The organism is Bacillus glycinifermentans, assembly GCF_001042475.2.
Lineage (GTDB): Bacteria > Bacillota > Bacilli > Bacillales > Bacillaceae > Bacillus > Bacillus glycinifermentans.
The window spans coordinates 85,075-105,481 of sequence record NZ_LECW02000024.1 but is presented as its reverse complement, the minus strand read 5'-3'; the positions used below and the strand labels follow the sequence as shown (position 1 = coordinate 105,481).

Below are 20,407 nucleotides of genomic sequence, written 5' to 3'. Positions count from 1 at the left end.
GTTTCTGTTAATATCGTTTCATAGCTAACGATTTTGAAAATTAAAGGAGGGACGTGCGATCCACGTATTTGATGAAAACGGAACATTGCTTCCGGAAGAAAAGGATGCCATCAATGTATTAACCAAATTGCCATTAAAGGAGCTCAATTTAGAGGCGGTTGCCGTTTGTGCCAATTTGTACCGCACAGCACAGCTCCTGAAGAATAAAATGGAGCAGGAGGTTCTCTCAGCGCATCGATTGTCATGGACGGCGTTTTCGATTCTTTATGATTTATGGGTATGGCGGTCAATGGAGACGAAAAGGCTGGCGGAAACATCGGGGGTCAGCAAAGCGACAGTCTCAAATATCACGAAAACATTGGAGCGGAAAGAACTCTGTTATCGAAAAACCGATCCAAGGGACAGGAGAATCGTTTACGTCGCCATCACCGAAAAGGGGAGAGAGGTAATGAAAAGTCTGTATCCCCGCTTTCATCAAGGCGAAACCGAGCTCGCCGGAAGTCTTGAAAAAGAAGAGCAAAAGGTCATGGCCGACCTGCTCAGAAAGATCATCAGAAATAATGAATAGCGATGATGGGGTCTTAGTAGTGATGATTTCCCTGTATCAAGAGAGCCGGTGGACGGTGTGAACCGGCACAAAGATCATCATGAATTACCGCCCCTTGAGCTTTCTTTGTGAACAAAGAACGGGCGGACCGTTATACCGAATGAGCGGAAGAACGAACATGTTCTTCAATTAGGGTGGTACCGCGTGCAATCGGCAAAAATCACGTCCCTTTTCACAGGAGGGATGTGTTTTTTTATTTTTAAAAAGGAGGAAAATAACGTGAGTCATGTTTTGGAACAGCTTTCAGAAAGCCAAATCAAAGAAGTAAGGAGGCAAATGGACATCTACACGCAAGGAGCAGAGGACATCATACCGGCCGAGGATCTTGACCTTAAGGTTGCCAAATCGGTCATTTCCGGCCGGCCGTTAAACATTAAGCTTGGTCTTGATCCCTCAGCTCCTGACGTACACCTCGGCCATACTGTCGTTTTAAATAAGATCAGGCAATTTCAGGAAAACGGTCATACCATCCAGTTGATTATCGGTGACTTCACAGGGAAAATCGGCGACCCTACAGGCAAATCGGCCGCCAGAAAGCAGCTGACAGACGAAGAAGTAAAGCATAATGCCCGAACGTATTTTGAGCAGTTTGGGAAAATCATCGATATGGAAAAAGCGGAACTGCACTACAACTCAAAATGGCTGTCCAGGTTACATTTTGAAGACGTTATAAAACTCGCCGGAAAAATAACGGTCGCACGGCTTTTGGAAAGAGACGATTTTGAAGAGCGGCTGGCGCTCGGAAAACCGATTTCGCTGCACGAATTTTTTTATCCGCTCATGCAGGGATACGATTCTGTTGTACTCGAGTCAGATGTTGAACTTGGCGGAACGGATCAGCATTTTAACGTCTTAATGGGACGGCATTTTCAAGAAAAGTTCGGAAAAGAGAAACAGACTGCCATACTGATGCCGTTATTGGAGGGACTTGACGGGACCGAAAAGATGTCCAAATCGAAGAACAATTACATCGGCATTGATGAAAGTCCGAATGGCATGTACGGAAAGACGATGTCCATCCCTGATCAATTGATCACAAAGTATGCTGAACTTGCAACAGACCTTTCGGCTGAACAAATCAAACAACTTCAAGCGGACCATCCGAAAGACGCCAAAATGTTTTTGGCGGGAACGCTCGTCAGGATGTACCATGGCGCTGAAGCAGCAAAACGAGCCGAACAGCACTTTACCGCAGTTTTTCAAAAAGGAAGCCTCCCTGATGAAATGCCTGAAGTTCGCTGGCACGGCGTAAAACACATCCCGGTCATCGATTTGCTCGTTGAATTAAAGCTGCAGCCTTCTAAAAGCGAAGCCCGGAAGATGATCCAAAACGGCGGGGTAAAAATCGCCGGAGAAAGGGTCGATGATTTGCAGCAAACGATTATCGTTGAAGACGATTTAGTCGTCCAAGTCGGAAAACGGAAATTTGTCAGGTTAAAAGTTTCATAAAAAACAGAAACGGCAGCTTTGAACACTGGAGGTTCAAGCTGCCGTTTTGTCTTTAAAATTGGACCCACGATTACAATAGAATAACTCAAAGGCAAAAATAAGTCTATATTTTTCGCGAGATTTCCGATATATTTGTCGATGCTTAAAAAAACCTGCATTTCAGGGAATATTTGAGGTGGGAAAATGAAAAGACGGAAATTAGGCCGGCTGGAAGTATCCGCTATTGGACTGGGCTGTATGAGCATGTCCGAATTTTACGGCGAACAGGATGTCAGCGAATCAATCTCAGCCATACACCATGCGCTGGATTCCGGTGTTAATTTTTTCGATACGGCTGACATATACGGCATGGGCGAAAATGAAAAATTGCTGGGCAAGGCTTTGAACAAGCGGCGCTCAGAAGCCATTGTAGCCACGAAGTTTGGGGTTGTCCGCGACCCGCAGGGAAACACGGTTGGGCTGAACGGAAGGCCGGAATATGTAAAAAAGTGCATTGACGAAAGCCTGCAAAGACTTGAAATGGACTATGTCGACTTGTATTATCAGCACATTCCCGATCCGGCTGTACCTATTGAAGAAACAGTCGGAGCGATGTCCGAACTTGTCAAGGAGGGAAAAGTCCGTTTTCTCGGCCTTTCGAACGCGGGAGCCGACCTTTTGATACGCGCCAATAAAGTCCATCAAATCACAGCCCTCCAATCGGAATATTCATTGTGGAATCGTGAGATCGAGACAGTACTGCCACAAGCGCGGGAGCTGGGAATTGGCATTGTCGCTTACAGCCCGCTCGGAAACGGGTTTTTAACCGGCAAACTCAAGCAATACGGCGATTTTTCCGCCGGTGATATCAGAAGGCACTTTACAAGGTTTCAAGAGAAGACATTTCATCAGAATCTGCAATTGGTAACTGAGCTTAAAAGGATCGCAAAGGATAAAAAAGCAACGCCTTCTCAAATCGCGCTTGCCTGGGTATTGGCGCAAGGAAGCGATATTGTCCCGATTCCGGGAACAAAAAGAAAGAAATATCTCAAGGAAAACAGCGGGGCTGATGCCGTCATATTAACACAAAAAGACCTTGAAAAAATCAATCAGATTGCCAAACCTTTTTTCGTCAAAAGCGAGCTGTAGACCAAAGAGGGGGGATATGGCGTTAAAAAATGCCGATCATGTGGAATTTACCATAGCAGATAGCGGCAAAGCGGTGGGAAAGGTGTCAGGCCAGCATGAAGGAGGCGGCGTCTACAGCGGCAAAACGATGTTTCGCGAGGAAGGCGTTTATGATATTCAAGCACACGCCAAAGCGGAGGGTATGAAAGTAATGCCGATTAAACAGACGGTTGTCGGCGGTGTTTCTGCTCAGGAACCTGAAATCGTTGGCCGGAACGGATCAAAAAGAGGAAGGGCATCACCATTAAACGAAGCCTGCCAAAACTTGTTTACCCGTTGGGAAAAATCAGGTATCGTTAAAAGGAGATACACATACAAGCTGCGCCGGGCGCACGATCATAATGGAGGTCTTAAAAATGAATGTAGAACAAACGCTGTATGCAGCCGCTGTTGAGCTCATTAACACAAGGTACCCTTCCGGATGGGGCGGGGCGGCCGCGATGTATACGGAAGACGGTAAAATCCTCACGAGCGTGGCACCGGAGGTCATCAACGCTTCTACAGAATTATGCATCGAAACAGGCGCCATCTTAGAGGCGCAGAAGCTGGGCACGAGGATCACGCATTCTATTTGCGTCGTCAGAGATGATGAACATTCCGGATATAAAGTGCTTACGCCTTGCGGGGTATGCCAAGAAAGGCTCTTTTATTGGGGGCCCGAGGTGAAAGCGGCTGTTACCGTCCCTGACGGCGGCCTTGTCTTTAAAGCATTAAAGGAGATTCAGCCGTTTCACTGGTCTGCTGCATATCAAGAAACTGATGCGTAATCAAGGGGGAGAGTCTATATGGAAAGAGGCCGCACCGTTTACCTACGACCCGTCAGGAAAGAAGATATGGAGAGCTTTTACAAAGCCGTCCAGGATGAAGTCATCAGGTATATGACCGGAACAAGACGCGTCTTTACAATGGACGAATTATATGACCATTACGAGCGGATCACAAATGATAGTACACGTTTTGATTTCGCGATTTGTTTACGGGACGGCGATGAGACGATCGGCGATTTGTCGATTTTGGACATCGACCGGGTCAATCGGAAAGCTGGATTCAGAATTGCGCTCCACGGCCAGGAACATTTCAACAAAGGGTACGGTACAGAAGCCGTTCAGCTGGCCCTGCGGTTTGTTTTTGAGAAGCTACATTTAAACCGGATTCAGCTTGAAGTGTTTTCACATAATATCCCTGCCGTGAAAGCATACGAAAAAGCCGGCTTTAAAAAGGAAGGAACGCTGAGGCAGGTTCTTTATATGAATGATCGATATTCTGACGAAATCATCATGGGGATGCTGAAAAAAGAATATAGCGAGCGGAAAAACTATTGACTTCTCTATACGTTTTGAACTGCAGAGGCCGAAGGTCGTGTCACTAACAGCTTCAAATTAGCTAAAACAATGATTTTCCGAACAAAAAACACCGTCCACAATGTGAACGGTGTTTTGCCTTTGTCGAAAAAAAGATGCTACTCCATACTGATCCATACGCTTTTCACTTCCGTATAATTATCCAAAGCGTATGATCCCATTTCTCGGCCGAGGCCGGACTGCTTATAGCCGCCGAACGGCGATGCCGCGTCAAACGCATTGTAGCAGTTGACCCAAACGGTGCCTGCTTGCAGTCGGTCTGCTATATAATGGGCGTTTTTCACGTTTTCCGTCCAAACACCGGCGGCGAGTCCGTATTCCGTCCGGTTGGCGCGTTCGATGACTTCGTCAACCGTTTCATAAGGGATCGCGGCCAGGACAGGACCGAAAATTTCCTCTTTTGCGATTGTCATGTCATCCTCAACATTCGTAAACACGGTCGGAGAGACGAAATATCCTTCCTCATAAGGGCATGTTCCGCCGGCGGCAATTGTTGCGCCTTCCTGGCGGCCTTTTTCAATATATGAAAGAACCCGTTCATGCTGTTCTTTGCTGACAAGCGGTCCCATTTGCGTATCTTCGTGAAGACCCGCACCCTGACGAATGGATTTCGCATATGTGACCATTTCGTCGATGACTTTATCGTATTGGTCTTTATGGATGAAGACGCGCGAACCTGCACAGCACACCTGGCCCTGGTTGAACATGACGCCGGTCAGCGCTCCCGGAATCGCTTTTTTTAAGTCTGCATCAGGCAGGATGATGTTCGGCGATTTTCCGCCGAGCTCTAGGGTGACCCGCTTAACGGTTTTTGCCGCTTTTTCCATGATTTTTTTGCCGATTTCGGTCGAACCCGTGAATGCAAGCTTGTCGACGAGCCTGTGGTCTGTAAGCGCTTCCCCGGCTGTTTCTCCGAAGCCCGGGATGATGTTGATCACGCCCTTTGGAAAGCCGGCCTGATCGACGAGCTCAGCCAGATACAGGGCGGAAAGGGGAGTTTGCTCAGCAGGCTTTAAGACGATCGTACAGCCGGCTGCCAGAGCTGCGCCCATTTTCCACATCGCCATCAGGAGCGGGAAGTTCCAAGGGATGATCTGTCCGACCACACCGACAGGTTCATGGCGTGTATAGTTAAAATAAGGTCCGTTTACAGGAATCGTTTGTCCGGTTATTTTCGTCGCCCAGCCTGCGTAATAGCGCATGTGTTCAATTGACATCGGAATATCCCCGGCGGATGTTTCGCTGATCGGCTTTCCGTTGTCAAGCGTTTCGAGCTGAGCCAATTCGTTCTTGTGTTCCTCCATCAGATCGGCGAGTCTGTACATGAGCCGGCTTCTCTCGGCTGAGGACATCGTCCGCCATTCCCCGTGATCAAAAGCTTCCCTAGCGGCTTTTACCGCTTTGTCGACATCTTCAGGGCCCGCTTCATACAATGTAGCGAGAGTTTCTCCCGTGGCCGGGTTTGGGGTTTCAAACGTTTTGTTTGAAGCGCTCGCTACAAATTCTCCATTAATGTAAAGCTTTTTCGTTCCCTGCAAAAATGACTCCAGCCTTTTACTGACCTGCATCGTTAAAGAACTCATGTTTGTGAAACAAACCTCCCTTAAAATTTTGGTCTGTCTTCTTGTGAGTTATTCCTGGTGCTGGTGTGATCGGTGGTTGGATCAATGAGATGCCGAAGGTGGGATATATTGCTGATTTTGGAATCGTACACCACCATTCTATAACAGAAAATGTATCGAAATCAATATTCATTTGCAGTTTAGAGAAGGAGCCGCCCTGGACGGCGCATCGTTGCAATTCGGCAAAAAAACGCTACAATGGAATTTATACATCGTTTTTTTTAAAAGGAGACATCAGTATGATCCACGAAAAATGGCACAACAACAAAACCTTGAAAAAAGTAACATGCATTCAGACTGACGCAAAAAAATACATTGTCGACAGAGCTTTGACCGTAGGAAAAACGTATGAAGTCAAAAATGAAACGGAAGAATTTTTATTTATTATCGACAACACGGGCAAAGTGGGCGGCTATTACAAAGAATATTTTGAAGAGGTCTAAGGGCTGAATGATTCTCCCAAAGATCATCAATACTAAAAGATGATCACGATTGAAAGGGTGAATCTGGTGAAACAAAACCGCGACCAGGAAATTCGGGAGCTCCTTCAGAAAGAAGCCGGCCGCAACGATAAAGCAGGAGCGGAGAGAATGGCTGTAACAGAAGGGCAAGTGTCCGATATGTATACGGAAGGCACGATAGAAGACGAAAATCGCTGAACAAAACCGCAGGAGAAGCATTCCCTGCGGTTTTGTGCGTCTTTTGTCCGGCAAAAGATGACGAACTAAAAAAACTGAAAAAAGTTGAAACCTTTAGTTCTTGTTACGCGTATTAACTGGTAGATAAAAAACATACATACAGAGTTAAAGAAATGTAATCTGCTCGTAATTGTTTATAAAACGGTGTTATCGTATTCTAAATAGTAACGAAGAGATCCTTTTGCCTTGTGCATTAACATAAATTAGATATACAGAAAGAGGGGTTTTGATTGGGCGTTTTTTCAGCTAGCAAAACAGCAGACGGCAAAAAATTTGAACCGCTGCTTATTGAAGGAGAAAAGATTGAATCTGTCTGCAGACTAAGAATTGATCAAATTTGTTTTACCAACAAGCGGATTATTTTTTTTGATAACAAATTGTTTTCCAAAAAGAAAGTCCGTGTTTTTCTTCCTTACAAGTCAATTGAAGGCTTTGCAATCAGGGAAGTCAGCATGTTCAATCCTGATTCCTCTCTTTCGCTCATGACAAGCAGCAAAGTCTTTGACCTGGAGTTTACAAAGGATACCGACATGCTTGAAATACAAGCGCTTTTGTCAAAATACTTATGCGCATAAAGCGATGAAAGGCCGGTTCAAAAGAACGGCCTTTTTGATTTGCCGGCGCTGGAATCGATAAATCGGAATCAAGCTGCTTTTTTCTTAGACATTTTTTCTGTTTCAGAGGTTGGCAGATAACATGAAACGAATTTTTTACTGGGATTATTCACTTTATAAAGCTCTATAACTGCAGATTCATACCCATTCCCGAATCGTGTTGATGCCATCAAAGAGGTCGCTGTGAATGGCATGAAAAAATTCCTGTGCCAGGATTCCAGGACACACTTTTTTGCGTTGTAAAATTTATTGCTTTCGTGTCAGCTTCATAACGGCCGGGGACATTACCTCTTTCCCTTGGCCTAAAATATTCCTTTTCCATCCAGAAACAAATGGTATTGACATTATAAATCTTAAAAGCTATGATATTAAAAAAAGTAATCCGTAAAATCAATAATCGTAATCTCATGCAAAGAGCTTTAGCATTCGGTTATAATCCCATTATGACCGCGTGAAAAAGTATTCTTTACCATGCATGACATAAAGATTTTGATAGGACGGTATATTTCATTTTCCCTATATTTATGTATGAGGAAAAGAAATATACCGTTTTTTTAGGAGGATATAACATTGGAAAAACAGAAATTGACGAAGGGGTCTTTGGAAGCTGAAATCAGCAAAGCCTTAACCCAATGGGAAAAAGACTATTTAGGACGGGGGTCCGTTTCTGTCAAAACAGATATTCTCAGAAATATGGTCATCGTTTCATTGAACGGCATTTTAACGCCCGCCGAGTACGAACTTTGCAGTACAAAAGAAGGGCTGTTATCGGTTAAAAGAACCCGCTCCGGCTTGGTGGAATCGGGCCGGGAACACTTGAGCCGCATTATGAAAGAGCTGACCGGTGAAGATACGATCAGCCTTCATACGGATATCAGCACGCGTACAGGCGAGCGGATCATGGTGTTTAAATTGGCAAATGACCTGCAAAAAAAATTCTCATAAAAAACGGAAGATCTTTAAAACATGTATATGAGTTAAAGATAAGCCGGTATTATTCAGGAAGATGGCTGAAGTGGGCCGATCTTGAATATACCGGCTTTTTTTACGTTTGTAGAAAGGAAGGCAAGACATGAAACAATATGTTCTTTTTCATCATGCCGACGGAGGGATACCGGGTGTTTGATGTGCTGGATTCTTTATTTTGGCTGCAAATATTTTTCGCGTCGCTTGCGCTTTGTTTCATCAGCGCATTGCTCGTGCTGAATCCTAAGGTTCCATTGCCATTCGTACGGATTCATGCCAAGGTCATCGCTCTGCCTCCGATCGCCGCGCTTGCGGCATTATTGACGGCAAATCCCGGTCACGCTTCAGCTCCTTGGCGCTTGGATTCGCTGGCCTGGCTGCTCGCCTTGTTTGTCTTAACCATCGGCTTCATCGTCCAGCGCTTCTCCGTCCGGTATTTGTTAGGAGACAGGTCCTACCGTAAATTCTTTTTGCTGCTGACGCTAACGACAGGCGGGGCTTCATCCGCCTGGCTTAACGATGATCTTCGCTGGCTCCTTTTGTGCTGGGGAATCACTCTGCTCGGCTTGACTACGCTGATCGGTTTAAACAGCGTATGGCAGGCCGCGAAAAATGCCGCTATGTATGCGGGCAGGATCTTTGCGCTCAGCTGGCTGGCTATAGCGGCAGCGGCTCTTTGGCTGTCCTTGGCGACGGGGCACTGGCAGTTATCATCCGCCATAGCGGAAAAAAGCCTTGCGCAGATCAGCTCATGGGAGAAAACCGGAATCGGTCTCCTCGTCATCTTAACGGTGATGATTCCTGCAGCGCAGTGGCCGTTTCATCGCTGGCTGCTCGATTCGGCGATTGCGCCGACTCCGGTTTCCGCGGTCATGCACGCTGGACTCGTAAATGTCGGGGGTGTCATGCTGACCCGTTTTGCACCAATGTTCAGCGGTGAAGGGTTGCAGCTTATTCTGCTCGTTCCCGCCGTCCTTTCAGTCTTACTCGGAACAGGCATGATGATCGTCCAGTCGGACTACAAGCGGCAGCTCGCATCTTCAACCGTCGCGCAGATGGGGTTTATGCTCATCCAATGCGCATTAGGCGCCTATATCGCAGCTGTTATTCACCTCATCTTGCACGGCCTGTTCAAAGCCGCCCTTTTCCTGCAAGCAGGATCAGCGGTGCGCCGTTATGAATCGGACGCATCTAAACCGGGAAGGCCTGCTCTTCCTTGGAGTATGGCAGGAGGCGCCTTGGCTCTTACACTCGGAATCGGAATCTGGGTCACAGATGCAGATGATGGCTATCAATTGATCAGCGCCCTTGTTTTAGGCTGGTCACTGTTTGTTGCTTGGAGACAGCTTGTTACAGCCAGAGTCGCGCGAATTGCCGGACTGTTCATTTTAACAGGGGCCGGTCTCGCGTTTGCCATCATTCATTTCGTTTTGCACGGAATCCTGAAGGAAGCTGTTGTACAGGGGGCGCATCCGTCCGCAATAGCGGCCGTTTTAACGGCAGTCGTTTTGTTAACCGGCAGTGCAGCCGGCGCCTTGATCGTTCGGCAGCGCTTTGCATGGTCCGGCGCACTTTATCTGCGTCTTGTGAAAATGAGTGAGCCTCATTTCGATTCGGTCGAAGAACGGCCGAATTATCTTGACCATTATCTAACTCAAGGAGGTCGTCAATCATGAAAGCAGCCGCATCTACATTGTCTAAACAATCGATCTTCAAATATGAACATCAGACCGCTGACATTAATATTGATGAATCGGTTCAATCAGCTGCACGGGTTATTGCGCCGCTTTGGCCTATTGAAACCTTTGCTGCGCGCCATCCGTGGATGGGTCTGGAACAACAAACATTCGAACAGGCGGCGCGGCGGCTTAAACAACAGCTTCTTGTCGATATCTACCCAAAGCCCTCCATGTTTCATTCCGCAAAACAACGTGGAGAAATAGATGAGTCGATTCTTAAAGAAAAGCTGATGGATTGGCTCGATTCACACCAGCCCGGCATGATGAGGGAAACAGCGGCAGCGTTTTGCGAAGCCGCGCTCAAGCTCGACGAAATACCTGAACAGCTATTGTCATCCCGTCAAGTCAAAAAGCTTGCCAAACAAGCGGCAGGCTGGACGATCGAAGAACAGGAAACGCGATTCGTCCAACAGCAAAGCGTTTTAGCCGGGCAAAAAACAGCTCACCTCCTCGACCGTCATGTGATTAAATGGTCAAAGCTGTACCTTGATGAGTCACAATCGGCATGGCGGCTTCCGCATCGTGAGAAAGGGTTTTACAGCGCATGGCGGCGGCTTATTGAACATGATCCCGCCCTGTCGCGCGCTGAACGACTGCGGCTGAATGGGTGGCCGGAAGAGCCGCGGGAAGCTTTGAAAAGAGCACTCCGGGCGCTCGATATTCCTAATGGAGACGTTCAGGGTTACTTTGAAGCCCATTTGCTTTCTCTGCCGGGCTGGGGCGGGATGATGCTCTGGCGTTCCCGGCAATCGCGGGACGAAGAAGGGCTGTTGCTCGAGTATCTGGCTGTCCGGCTTTCAATGGAATGGATGCTTGTTGAGCCTTATTTGCCATTCTCTGTGCCAAAACCTGACAAAGAGATGCAGTTCGTTCCCCTGATTGCGGCCTGGCTGCATTGGGGCGGTCTCACTCCTGACGAATGGCTCAATCTTTCCGCGGCAGAGCAACAAGCCCGTTTAACACTCGCCCGTCGCTTTGATGACATCATGCGCCGGCGCCTCTGGCTGGAAGCGTGGGAGCAAACATACGCCGATGAGATAAGGAAGCTTACGGTTAACAAACCTGCAGCCGCCGAAAAGAGCGAACCGGTATTGGCCCAGCTGGCATTTTGTATTGATGTCCGTTCAGAGCCGTTTCGACGGGCATTGGAAAAGTCAGGGCCTTTTGAAACGTATGGAACGGCCGGCTTTTTCGGCCTGACAATCGAAACGTGCGAACTTGGCAGCAAACACAGCCACAGCTCCTTGCCGGTCATTCTAAAACCGCAGCATCGAGTAAAAGAAACAGCGGAAGAATCCAGTTTTAAATCGTATCAAGAGCATAAAAAAGCCGCAGCTTCGCTAAGCTCTGCCTTTAAAACAATGAAACAGAATCTATTGGCGGGTATGCTGCTTCCCGAAGTGAGCGGCCCCTGGCTGAGCCTGCAAATGGCAGCGCGCAGCCTGGCCCCCCGCAAAGCGGGCAAAGCTTTCCGAAAAGCGCGGAAGTCATGGCTGAAGAAGCCTCAATCAAAGCTCTCGCTTGATCGCATAGACACGCTTGAACCCGGCATTCCGCTCGGTTTTACGGAAGAAGAAAAACACGCGTATGCAAGACAGGCATTGCAAATGATGGGGATCACAGACCGGTTCGCTCCGCTGGTTGTCATTTGCGGACACGGCAGCAAAAGCACGAATAACCCTTATGCCTCGTCATTGGACTGCGGTGCCTGCGGAGGGGCATCAGGCGCTTTCAACGCTCGAGTCCTTGCCGCTTTATGCAACCTCCCAAGCGTCAGACAAAGGCTCCGCTCCGACGGAATCTTCATTCCGGATGATACGGTATTCGCTGCCGCAGAGCATATTACAACATTGGATGAATTGCATTGGCTCTATGTACCTGAGCTTCCGCCCAAAGCCCAACAATCGTTCGACCGCATCAACTCGGCTCTTCCCGATGTCAGCCGCACTGTCGGAGCGGAACGCTTAGCCGATTTGCCTCAGTTCGGATATAAAAATCCCCGGAATGAAATAGAACGATTTGCTGAAGATTGGAGCGAAGTCCGCCCCGAATGGGGACTGGCCCGAAACGCTTCATTCATCATCGGCACACGCCGGCTTACGCGGGGAGCCAATCTTGAGGGAAGGGCTTTTCTGCACAGTTATGACTGGCGGAATGACCGGGACGGTTCCATCCTCGGCAACATCATTTCAGGGCCGGGGACAGTGGCCCAGTGGATCAATCTGCAATATTACGCGTCAACCGTTGCACCGCATTATTATGGAAGCGGAAATAAAGCGACCCAAACCGTCACTTCAGGCCTTGGCGTTATGCAGGGAAATGCAAGCGATTTGCTGGCAGGCCTCCCTTGGCAGTCTGTCATGCTGTCAGATCAAGAGATTTATCATGCGCCTCTCCGGCTGCTTGTTGTCATTGAAGCGCCCCGTGAACATATCGAGCGGCTGCTTGAAGAGGATCACAGCTTCCGTCAAAAAGTGGAAAACGACTGGATTATCCTTGCTTCGATCGATTCACAGGGGAACTGGGTGAACTGGACAAAAACAAAATGATGAATGAGGTGAATGTTATGGGGATAACAGGAGATAAAAATGTGTTGTTAATTACCGGGATAGAGGATAAGCTTGAACAATCAATCTGCCATGCGGCAGCGATTAAGCCGGAAAAAATGATCGTTTTGAAAAGCGTATTCCCTCACATTTCCCAGCCATACAGCGATTTAATGAGAGATATCATCACTCTTGTCTTCCAAAAAAAAATCGGGGAAATATTAATTGTTCGATCTAAAAATGAACAGGCCGCTGATATCGATCTTGAGAATTTCCTGTTTGAAAATCCGCAAGTAAAGGATAAATTACAGACCATCGATTATCTTTTTCAGCATGGCAACCCGGAATTTCCATTCAGCAACCTGGAAGAATGGCTGAATGGGGAAAAAAGCGTTGCTCAAGGGATACAACAAAGCGTCGACCTGATTCGTCGACACCCGTTTATCCCCTCGCACGTCAAAGTCCGCGGCTTTTTAATAGACACGGAGCATGAGAAATTAACAGAAATTAAAGCTTAATGGGAAAATGGAGCCGGGTCACCTTCGGCTCCATTTTTCTATACAGGCTGACCGCCCGTTATCACGCCTGGTTATTAATCGCCCTTTACGCGACGCTCGATTTGCCGGCAACGGAATCGATGAAATCAGAATCCAGCACGGAACCGACAGGGACGATGAGATAAATGAGATCTCCGTTTTCTTCTCCAAAATCGTAGTTTAATTTGGCTGACAAAAGCGCCTCTGTCGACTGAATTGATTTTAAAAGCCCCCAAATTAATTCATTGCCGGTGAAAACATCAAACCGTCATCCCTTTCCCGAAGGCAGATAGAGGTACACCATAACAAACAAGATGAACATTGTTGCATTCGGATAGAAAACATGCGTGTCGATAAGATTGAATACAATATCGAATTCGGAGAGCTTGAAATCGAAAGTCTCAGCGGAAAACTGAATATCGGCGCCAACTATCCGCTGTCAGCAAAATGGCTGGAAGATGCACGAATTCAAAAAGAGCCGGAAAAAAAACGCGACGCAAAAAGCGAACGCCCCCAGCCCGAGATCTCGATCCGTTTGTCCTTTCGTGTTTGACAGCTTCACGCCTGTCCGTCTGTACCATATTTAACGACAGGCCATTTCTCTTTCCGCAATGCGTTCATCAGCTCAGGTCCAACGTGCAGGTGTTCCTCCACAAGTTCTTTTGGCGTCAGCGCCATCCATTGGTTCAATGAGATATCTGCAAAGCGGCTGCTCTTGAAAATTTCTAAAAACCACAGGCTGTCACTGCCTGTGTTTTGAATATAATGGCCCATGGCAAAAGGTACGTACCCCACATCACCAGCCCGATAATTAAACGTCCGTGCTGTTCCGTTCGCCGCGAATACAGTCATCCGCCCGGTACCTGTGAGATAATACTGCCACTCATCATTATTCGGATGCCAATGCATTTCTCTCATTCCGCCAGGCTTGATTTCGACGAGCGCGGCAGCGATTGTTTTCGAAATCGGAAAGTTGGAGGAATCAACGATTCTTACCGTCCCGCCCGGCGTTACGATCGGCTTCTGTTTCAGAAGGCGGTATGCAAAACTTTTCGGCACAGTTCCGTAGGGATCCGGCACCTTTTGGCTTTCAAGCGGACCCGGCACCTTTGTTTGAAAAATATAGCGCTGTTTGTCAGGGATGCGGGCGAAGGCGCTTTCATTTACACCGAAATTCGCGGCTAAGACATCTTTTGGTGTGTGCGCGAACCAATCGGTAATCGTGAAGGTGTCGAATTCGGAGAATGTCCCGTCGTCAAAGACGAGGAGGAATTCGCAGCCATCTTCAAGTCCTTGAATCGAGTGCGGGATTCCGGCGGGAAAGAACCACAAATCTCCGGGACCGACATCTGCGATAAAGTTACGGCCATCCTGGTCGACCGCGGTAATGCGTGCATGGCCCAAAATCATGTAAGCCCATTCCGATTGCTTATGCCAATGCAGTTCGCGTACACCGCCTGGGGTCAGCCGCATATTTACCCCGGCTATCGTCGTTGAGACCGGAAGCTCTTTAACCGTTATTTCGCGCGACCAGCCGCCGTGTTTTAACTGCATGTGGGTGTCCGAAAAAGAAAACTTTAAATTGGGGATCGACCCGGCATCTGTAGCCGGAGGAACGAACATGTCGGGATTCTCAAGATCCCGCATGACGTCACGGGGGCCAAAATCCGTCGCCCCGGCGCCGTCTTCCCTGATCGGATGGGGCACATGAGTTCCGGGTGTTCTTTTCATAGGAAATGCTCCCTTCACTGGTCTTATGTCATAACAGAAGTTTATGATGCGGCTGCCGAAAATATATCAAATCCTTAAGACACAGCGGTGTTTCAAGTCTCACATACCGGGAAATAAAAAACAAAGGAGGGATGAAGGATGCCGCTGACAAATGAGCAAAAGGAACGGCTCTACCATAGATTAATGGATTTGAAAAAAAGACTTTCAGACAGAGAGGCTCCTGATCAGACGATGACAGAAGAAACGGGTGAATTGTCAAACGGGGTGGACAATCACCTTGCCGACCACGCCGGCGTCTATTTCGAACGAATGAGGGAGCAAACCTTTGAGCAAACGGACAGAAACGTATTGCAGGAAGTAGAAGACGCCTTAGAGCGGATGGAGGACGGAACATATGGAATATGCGAAAAAACAGGCAGGGAAATACCTTACGAACGCCTTGAAGCTGTTCCATATGCCAGATATGTGATCGAAGCCCGGAGAGAAGCAGAAAAAAGAAACGAATCAGGGGCAGGGGATGACAGGGAGTTCAGCCGGCAAATGAGGGACCTGACCAACAAAGAAACGATGGATCAAAAGCATTCATACATCTATAAACGGCTTGATCAAGAGCAGGATTCAACATAGCGCACCCGCAGAAGGCGGGTGTATTTTTTTGATAGAAGCATATTTTGAAATAAAAATAAATCAGTTGACTTTCTATTTAAAAGAAAGTAACATACTATTTGTAAGTAAATAATGAAACGTTAGCACAGGAGGTTAACAATATGTCTAAAGTATTATTTGTCAAAGCAAACGACCGTACGGTTGATGAAGCGGTATCTGTAAAACTTTACGAAGCATTCCTTAACAGCTATAAAGAAACTCATCCAAACGATGAGATCACTGAGCTTGATCTTTATGAGGAAAACCCTCCATACCTTGGCAGAAACGCGATCAACGGAACGTTCAAAGCAGGAAAAGGCATGGAATTGACTGACGAAGAGAAAGCGGCTGCGGCTGTTGCCGACCGTTACCTTGATCAGTTCGTTAAAGCCGATAAAGTCGTATTTGCATTCCCATTGTGGAACTTTGCGGTTCCAGCAGTGCTTCACACTTACATCGACTATCTGTCACGCGCGGGAGTTACGTTTACATACACTCCTGAAGGACCTAAAGGCTTAATGGGAGACAAGAAGGTTGCCCTTTTAAATGCAAGAGGCGGATTCTATTCTGAAGGCCCGATGGCAGCAATGGAAATGTCATTGAACTACATGAAAACCGTCATGGGATTCTTCGGCGTTGAAGACCTTCATACGGTTGTCATCGAAGGACACAACGCTGTTCCTGATCAAGCGCAAAAAATCATTGAAGACGGCCTGGCTGAAGCGAAAAAAGTGGCAGCCGCATTTTAATCGAAACATCCCCCGTTTACAAAAAACGGGGGATGTTTTCGTTTATTGGAATACGTAATAAGCATAATCCGTCGGGACGCTCGCGTGTCCCATTTGCCTCAGCATCGCTGAAATGTTGCCCCTGTGATATGTGCCGTGGTTGATGACGTGATTCGTCATCTCGGCAGCGCTCGTTTCCCTCTGTCCTAGCATCGGGAGCTTTACTGTAAGAGGCGCATCGAGATTCTCAGCACCTTCAAAAAATGCTTGATATTGATGTGCGGTTTCATCAAAAAAAGCGCTCAGCTTTTCGATGTCTGCTTCCTTTAATTCTTCATTCAGCCTCATTGCCAGAGCCTTTGCTTCATCATATTCGCCCCCGGATATAATGTTCAGCCAGAGCGCGTCTGAGACGCACATATGTACAACAACTGCCGAAACAGAAGGGAACACGCTCTTGATTTCTTTCGTGAAAAGCTCTTTCGGAAGGCTTTGCAGGTGCTCAAACACCTTTTGGTTTGCCCAAACGTGGTAGTCAAAACGTTTTGCTGTGTCATGCTTCATATCATGTCCTCCTCGCTTTTAAAGGAATAGAATTCGACAAAACGGCTTCTGTTTCCTTCTACAGGGCGGATTTATTTGTTTCCATCCCGAAGCTGATATGTCAGGAGGAGAAGATTCATGATATATGATCCGTTGCACTGTCCGTATCCGTCAAAGCGAAGCACCGTTTATGCGAAGAAGGGAATGGCGGCGGCGTCTCAGCCGCTCGCGTCACATGCAGATCGAAGCGGTCAAGCTTGCATTTGCCGACGGTCTCGAATATATAACCGAAAATGATCAAATGTCCGTTCAAACAAATAAATTATTGTCAGAAGAATATGCCAAAGAAAGAAGGGCGTTGACAGGGGATACGGCGCTTGACCCCTATCCGGGGAAGCCGGGAATTGTATACTTGGCGTCTGCCGATGAAGAAGGAAACATGGTCTCTTTTATTCAAAGCAACTATACGGGATTCGGTTCAGGCCTGGTCGTCCCGAAGAATACGGGAGTCGCCCTCCAAAACAGAGGCTATGAATTTAAGCTGGACCCGAATCATCTTAAACCCGGAAAAAGGACGTTCCATACGATCATTCCCGGATATATCACAAAAGACGGTCAATCGGTAGTGCCATTCGGCGTGATGGGGGGATATGCAGCCTCAAGGCCATGTTCAAACAGTCATGAACCTCACCGATTTTCAGCTCAATCCGCAAACGGCCCTTGATGCCCCGCGCTGGCAATAGCAGGGCGGAAAAAAGTGCTGCTGGAAACGTCTGTTCCGCAGCACATTGCACAGGCCTTATCAGAAAAGGGGCATCAAATCGAGTGGGCGTTTGATTCAGGATCATTTGGCAGAGGACAGGTCATCCTCCGCCATGCAAACGGCGTTTTGGCGGGCGGGACAGAAGCGAGAACACACGGGAGCATTGCTTCTTGGTAGAACTTCCGCTCTGACAGTTATTTTTTGTCGCGTTTTTCCGACGGTGACACCGGAAAAAGCTCGTCTGATGCTTCATGTTGATACTGTAAAGAACCCGTGTTTTTCCGCTTTTCGTCTCCTGTCTCTTCTAAAACGTTAGCCGCCATATAGCGATGAAAGAAATACTCAAATACGGTCACGCCGATCGCTGAAATGATTGAAGCCATTGCAAGAGAGGCATACGGAGGATTATCCTGCATCGCGAGAATGGCCCAGATCAAAATCAGGGCAAGACCGAAATCCGCCATAGTCGCCGTCGTGTTATTCGTTCTTGGAAGGAGCCAAAGATCTCCTACCAGGTAGGATACGATCCCTAAAATCAAGGTAAGAACAAATACGTCTCCAAATGGGACGCCGAAAAACAGAGTTAAAATCACATATAATAGAACCAGGCTTGCAATGAACTTTAAACACAGTGCCCATACATGTTTCATAAGTTTCATCACCTTCCGCTTTTATTTTAAAGTGCCGCCGCTTTTTTGCTGTTTATTGCTTTTTTGCTCCTGCTGAAACGCGCTTTCTGTCTCATGATCGTTGTTAATCTGTTCGATGCTGCCGTTTTTGATGCCTTTCTTCTCCATGATCTCACCACCTTTTTCACTATATTTTGGATCGATTTTGATTTATTATTCATGCTTCCCGTTCAGCTTCATCGCTTTTTTGAAGCCTTATAGGACCCATTCTGCTGGTTTCGCGGGACATCAAGCCATTCCAATGCTAAAGGATTCAAAAATGTTTACCGGCCGGCACAGTCTATACAAACGAACTAAAAATGTATTTTTTCTTTTAGAAATACAGAAACTAAAAAAGACCCGGCTGCTGGGAACAGTCGAGTCCTCACTGATCAAGGGATCTGCACAAAGGCTTCTTGATGACAGGCCTCTTCCTCTAAGCCGGAGAGGCCTATTAATTTTGCAACGGAACATTGCCGTCAAAGGAGGAAGTGATCGTTTTATTCATATTCCTTATCGGGTTCTGTATGATCACAAAACCTGATTGGCTGCCCATCCCGATCTGTGCACCATGATTGAGTTTGAAAAGCAAGAAAAACCTCAGCCCAGGAGTTTTCAAACTGAATCAATATTCCTCCATCTTTCCATGTGCCATTGTCGTTTTCCCAGCGGCTGCCTCGGGGATTGCCTTGATTCATGTGAATGTTGTGCATTCCCAGACCCGTGTCAAATTTAGAACCGTATACGTAAATTGCTGCATGTTGATCGTTTTTTGCTTTATTCGCGTACTCTTCAAGAAATTCGTATAAGTCATTTTTTTCACCGGGCAAGGTATGCGGCAAAGGCTTCATATCAGCTGCATTAAACAGATTCCCGCGTATATAGTCAATGGCTATTTGATGATTTGCAGAGTTTTCATGAAGTGCCTGATAGCCGACCGGGATTCAGGGCAGGATCGTGATTTGGGAAGCATCGAAATCGTTATCGGCATAATAGAGAACTTTTGATTGATCCGACGATTTTACGTTGACGGCACATCGATAATGTCTGCCATTCTCACCGGCTACATAAATGTCAAGATGCGGTGTTCGGTCATTGATCGGATCTCTTTCGGTTCTCACGACGGTTCCTTTTAAAACGCCATAATGTTCTACAGGCATAAAACTCCTCCTCACATATGATCAGGGTTGAAATAAAACTTGGGAACAACGTGGTGAATGATTTATTGCTTGATTCCCAGATAAAATCCTTAACCAAGAGCAGTCGCTTAACGTCTAAAAGACAGGCCCGGCAAGTTCAATGAGAAAGTTTCACCATCAGAATTCCCCAAAAGCCTGTAAAATCCTCTTTTTATCATCATAATAGTGGTTTTTTATGTGATTTTCAGGTTGTTATTGTTGAAGTTTTTCAAAAAACTTTTAATAAATTGTGAAAAATATTTTAAATTTCATAATAATGGAATCGTTTTATTTACAAGATCATCCAAACAAGGTATATTATGATTGTTAGCCATTTCACAACAAACTTTGACAGGGAGTGACGCTTATAAAATCCAAGCTCGTAAAGATTTTGCCGATCGCCGCTGTTTTGTCGGGATTTATTAGTAACTTCACAATCCGCATCTGCGATTACCGGTTTGGCTGATAATAAAGAATCAGCGCTTGAAGTTCTGCCGGGGTATCATTTTCAATGGAAACTGCAGACGGCTTCAGATGAAGATTGGTTTCTTTGGCAAAATAAAACGGCAGACAGGCATGATTTGTCAGCCTCATTCACGTCTACAGGCGGAAAGAACTTCGACTTGGAAGCGCACTATGTAACTGCGCAAAAAAACGGTTATCGTACAAGCACAGGATCGCGGGCCCGGGAAAACGGATTCGCTCCGCCTCAATGCGATTCAGCCTGGGGAAAAGGTTTATTTAAGACTGAAGACACATGATGGTGATTATAGTACAACGAGCAATTATGATTTTACTTATTCTATTCAATGAAAATGACATTCTGATTAAAATCCCCTTAAGTAA

General features: G+C 46.8%; 23 protein-coding genes, 2 pseudogenes and 1 other annotated feature. Of the genes and pseudogenes, 19 read left to right on the top strand and 6 right to left on the bottom strand.

Translation table 11 applies throughout. From position 1 onward, the window contains the following. The first annotated feature begins 85 nt into the window (after window positions 1–85). The 6 genes from AB447_RS15620 (at window position 86) to AB447_RS15595 (ending at window position 4,545) form a co-directional block, all read left to right on the top strand. Window positions 86–568, top strand: coding sequence for a MarR family winged helix-turn-helix transcriptional regulator (locus AB447_RS15620; RefSeq protein WP_231592098.1), 483 nt, complete (start codon window positions 86–88; stop codon window positions 566–568). Further along, window positions 562–780 (top strand) — a binding site (T-box leader). (Overlaps the previous gene by 7 nt.) 10 nt (window positions 781–790) lie before the next feature. Continuing rightward, entirely contained in the window at window positions 791–2,056 is a 1,266-nt protein-coding gene (gene tyrS / locus AB447_RS15615; protein ID WP_096892168.1) for a tyrosine--tRNA ligase, read from the top strand. Window positions 2,057–2,239: 183 nt separating this feature from the next. Then, window positions 2,240–3,184, top strand: a complete 945-nt coding sequence (locus AB447_RS15610; protein WP_048353825.1) for an aldo/keto reductase — start codon at window positions 2,240–2,242, stop codon at window positions 3,182–3,184. Between the two features lie 16 nt (window positions 3,185–3,200). Further along, window positions 3,201–3,617 carry a hypothetical protein gene (locus AB447_RS15605; protein ID WP_048353824.1) on the top strand — a complete coding sequence of 139 codons (417 nt, stop codon included), beginning with the start codon at window positions 3,201–3,203 and terminating at the stop codon, window positions 3,615–3,617. After that, window positions 3,580–3,990 carry a cytidine deaminase gene (locus AB447_RS15600; RefSeq protein ID WP_048353823.1) on the top strand — a complete coding sequence of 137 codons (411 nt, stop codon included), beginning with the start codon at window positions 3,580–3,582 and terminating at the stop codon, window positions 3,988–3,990. The genes AB447_RS15605 and AB447_RS15600 overlap by 38 nt, the downstream gene beginning before the upstream one ends. A gap of 18 nt (window positions 3,991–4,008) precedes the next feature. Beyond that, on the top strand, window positions 4,009–4,545 hold the full coding sequence (locus AB447_RS15595) for a GNAT family N-acetyltransferase (RefSeq protein ID WP_048353822.1): 537 nt from the start codon (window positions 4,009–4,011) through the stop codon (window positions 4,543–4,545). A 137-nt stretch (window positions 4,546–4,682) separates the two neighbouring features. Here AB447_RS15595 and AB447_RS15590 read toward each other — a convergent pair whose 3' ends face one another. Further along, entirely contained in the window at window positions 4,683–6,167 is a 1,485-nt protein-coding gene (locus tag AB447_RS15590; protein WP_048353821.1) for an aldehyde dehydrogenase family protein, read from the bottom strand. 278 nt (window positions 6,168–6,445) lie between these two features. Here AB447_RS15590 and AB447_RS15585 point away from each other — a divergent pair, with 278 nt between their 5' ends. From AB447_RS15585 to gerPC, 9 genes are all read left to right on the top strand, one after another. Beyond that, on the top strand, window positions 6,446–6,649 hold the full coding sequence (locus AB447_RS15585) for a DUF6501 family protein (protein WP_048353828.1): 204 nt from the start codon (window positions 6,446–6,448) through the stop codon (window positions 6,647–6,649). 66 nt (window positions 6,650–6,715) lie between these two features. Then, complete coding sequence (locus AB447_RS25360) at window positions 6,716–6,865, top strand: DUF4025 domain-containing protein (RefSeq protein WP_157769089.1); 150 nt, start codon at window positions 6,716–6,718, stop codon at window positions 6,863–6,865. Between the two features lie 269 nt (window positions 6,866–7,134). Further along, window positions 7,135–7,479 carry a PH domain-containing protein gene (locus AB447_RS15580; RefSeq protein WP_046129545.1) on the top strand — a complete coding sequence of 115 codons (345 nt, stop codon included), beginning with the start codon at window positions 7,135–7,137 and terminating at the stop codon, window positions 7,477–7,479. Between the two features lie 609 nt (window positions 7,480–8,088). Further along, window positions 8,089–8,463 (top strand): Na-translocating system protein MpsC family protein, encoded by a 375-nt coding sequence (locus AB447_RS15575; protein ID WP_048353820.1) that lies wholly within the window; start codon window positions 8,089–8,091, stop codon window positions 8,461–8,463. A gap of 152 nt (window positions 8,464–8,615) precedes the next feature. Then, window positions 8,616–10,160, top strand: coding sequence for an NADH dehydrogenase subunit 5 (locus AB447_RS15570; protein WP_411801443.1), 1,545 nt, complete (start codon window positions 8,616–8,618; stop codon window positions 10,158–10,160). Beyond that, window positions 10,157–12,772, top strand: coding sequence for a DUF2309 domain-containing protein (locus tag AB447_RS15565; protein WP_048353819.1), 2,616 nt, complete (start codon window positions 10,157–10,159; stop codon window positions 12,770–12,772). The genes AB447_RS15570 and AB447_RS15565 overlap by 4 nt, the downstream gene beginning before the upstream one ends. 41 nt (window positions 12,773–12,813) lie before the next feature. Beyond that, window positions 12,814–13,287: a carbonic anhydrase gene (locus tag AB447_RS15560; RefSeq protein WP_232517688.1), complete on the top strand. Its 474-nt coding sequence runs from the start codon at window positions 12,814–12,816 to the stop codon at window positions 13,285–13,287. Then, complete coding sequence (locus tag AB447_RS26345) at window positions 13,287–13,451, top strand: hypothetical protein (RefSeq protein WP_172796360.1); 165 nt, start codon at window positions 13,287–13,289, stop codon at window positions 13,449–13,451. Before AB447_RS15560 ends, AB447_RS26345 begins: the two co-directional genes overlap by 1 nt. Before the next feature lie 197 nt (window positions 13,452–13,648). Continuing rightward, window positions 13,649–13,858, top strand: a complete 210-nt coding sequence (gene gerPC / locus AB447_RS15555) for a spore germination protein GerPC (protein WP_057957642.1) — start codon at window positions 13,649–13,651, stop codon at window positions 13,856–13,858. Window positions 13,859–13,863: 5 nt separating this feature from the next. Here gerPC and AB447_RS15550 read toward each other — a convergent pair whose 3' ends face one another. Beyond that, on the bottom strand, window positions 13,864–15,036 hold the full coding sequence (locus tag AB447_RS15550; protein ID WP_048353816.1) for an oxalate decarboxylase family bicupin: 1,173 nt from the start codon (window positions 15,034–15,036) through the stop codon (window positions 13,864–13,866). Between the two features lie 138 nt (window positions 15,037–15,174). Here AB447_RS15550 and AB447_RS15545 point away from each other — a divergent pair, with 138 nt between their 5' ends. Both AB447_RS15545 and AB447_RS15540 read left to right on the top strand, forming a co-directional pair. After that, window positions 15,175–15,663 (top strand): TraR/DksA C4-type zinc finger protein, encoded by a 489-nt coding sequence (locus AB447_RS15545; RefSeq protein ID WP_048353815.1) that lies wholly within the window; start codon window positions 15,175–15,177, stop codon window positions 15,661–15,663. Window positions 15,664–15,803: 140 nt separating this feature from the next. Further along, the gene (locus AB447_RS15540) at window positions 15,804–16,430 is read left to right on the top strand and encodes an FMN-dependent NADH-azoreductase (protein ID WP_048353814.1); all 627 of its coding nucleotides are present in this window, start codon (window positions 15,804–15,806) and stop codon (window positions 16,428–16,430) included. Between the two features lie 42 nt (window positions 16,431–16,472). Here AB447_RS15540 and AB447_RS15535 read toward each other — a convergent pair whose 3' ends face one another. Further along, entirely contained in the window at window positions 16,473–16,973 is a 501-nt protein-coding gene (locus AB447_RS15535; protein ID WP_048353813.1) for a DinB family protein, read from the bottom strand. Window positions 16,974–17,184: 211 nt separating this feature from the next. On the opposite strand from AB447_RS15535, the pseudogene AB447_RS15530 reads away from it, so the two are divergent. Beyond that, a pseudogene (locus AB447_RS15530) lies at window positions 17,185–17,892 on the top strand (gamma-glutamyltransferase); the annotation flags it as partial. Between the two features lie 17 nt (window positions 17,893–17,909). Here the strand turns inward: AB447_RS15530 and AB447_RS15520 are convergent. The 3 genes and pseudogenes from AB447_RS15520 to AB447_RS15510 all read right to left on the bottom strand — a co-directional run bounded on the left by AB447_RS15520 (window position 17,910) and on the right by AB447_RS15510 (window position 19,543). Then, complete coding sequence (locus tag AB447_RS15520; protein WP_048353812.1) at window positions 17,910–18,365, bottom strand: YndM family protein; 456 nt, start codon at window positions 18,363–18,365, stop codon at window positions 17,910–17,912. 21 nt (window positions 18,366–18,386) lie between these two features. Next, window positions 18,387–18,512, bottom strand: coding sequence for a hypothetical protein (locus AB447_RS15515; RefSeq protein ID WP_046129522.1), 126 nt, complete (start codon window positions 18,510–18,512; stop codon window positions 18,387–18,389). Window positions 18,513–18,883: 371 nt separating this feature from the next. Continuing rightward, window positions 18,884–19,543, bottom strand: a pseudogene (locus AB447_RS15510) (YukJ family protein). 476 nt (window positions 19,544–20,019) lie between these two features. Between AB447_RS15510 and AB447_RS15505 the strand changes: the two are divergent. After that, window positions 20,020–20,322, top strand: coding sequence for a hypothetical protein (locus tag AB447_RS15505; RefSeq protein WP_231592100.1), 303 nt, complete (start codon window positions 20,020–20,022; stop codon window positions 20,320–20,322). The last annotated feature ends 85 nt before the right edge of the window (window positions 20,323–20,407 follow it).